Source organism: Aliirhizobium sp. YIM B11859, assembly GCF_057163345.1.
The window spans coordinates 1-759 of record NZ_JBXHAY010000052.1; the positions used below are offsets into that span (position 1 = coordinate 1).

A 759-nucleotide genomic window follows, 5' to 3' on the forward strand; every position below is an offset into this window, starting at 1 on the left:
ATGCCGCCCGTACCAACGCCGTCTTCCATCGAGCTGAACATTGCGTAGGTTTCGATGTCGTAGGTCGCCGTGGTGACCTTGACCGTGCCGTCGGTGTCGCGAACGAAGCCGTCGACGACCTTGCCCTGCGTTGCGTCGCCTGCGACGACCCAGTTTTCACCGTTGAAGGATGCAGCCTGGCCGATAGCCGAAAGCTGTTCCTGAAGCTTGGTCACTTCGAGGTTGATCTGGTCCTTGTCGGCCGAGCTTTCGGACGCGGTAACCAGCTTTGCCTTGATTTCGTTGACAACGTCGATGGCGCTGTCGACAGCTGCGTAAGCCGTGTCGACCTTGGCTGCGCCGACGCCGAGAGCGTCAGAGGCTGCGCCAAGCGCCTTGTTGTCGGATTTCATCGTCGTGGCGATCGACCAGTACGACACGCCGTCAGACGCGGAAGATACCTTCTCGCCGCTCGACACGTGGTTCTGGGTCTTTTCCAGGTTCTTGTTGACGTTGCGGAGCGTTTCGAGAGCAGAAGTCGCGCCGGCGTTGAAGTTGATGCTAGACATGAAAGTGTCCCCTAAAGACTGAAAACAAACGGTGAGGACATGCCGGGTTCTATGCGGCTGCGACGGTCCGACATCATGCCACTCGGTTCCGTTTTTCGTTTAGGACACCAACCCGTCGCAGCAGAAAATTAGGCCCCAAGGCCTTGCTGCATTCTTAATTTCGGGGGCGAAGCACCGCCAATGCGGTGGCGTAGTTAACAAAGAACTAAGC

General features: G+C 57.6%; 1 protein-coding gene. It reads right to left on the reverse strand.

Features of this window, described 5'->3' with window-relative positions:
• The coding region (locus AC2GXZ_RS32595) for a flagellin N-terminal helical domain-containing protein (RefSeq protein ID WP_483763387.1) at window positions 1-548 on the reverse strand (548 nt) is incomplete at its 3' end.
• Window positions 549-759: the final 211 nt, after the last annotated feature.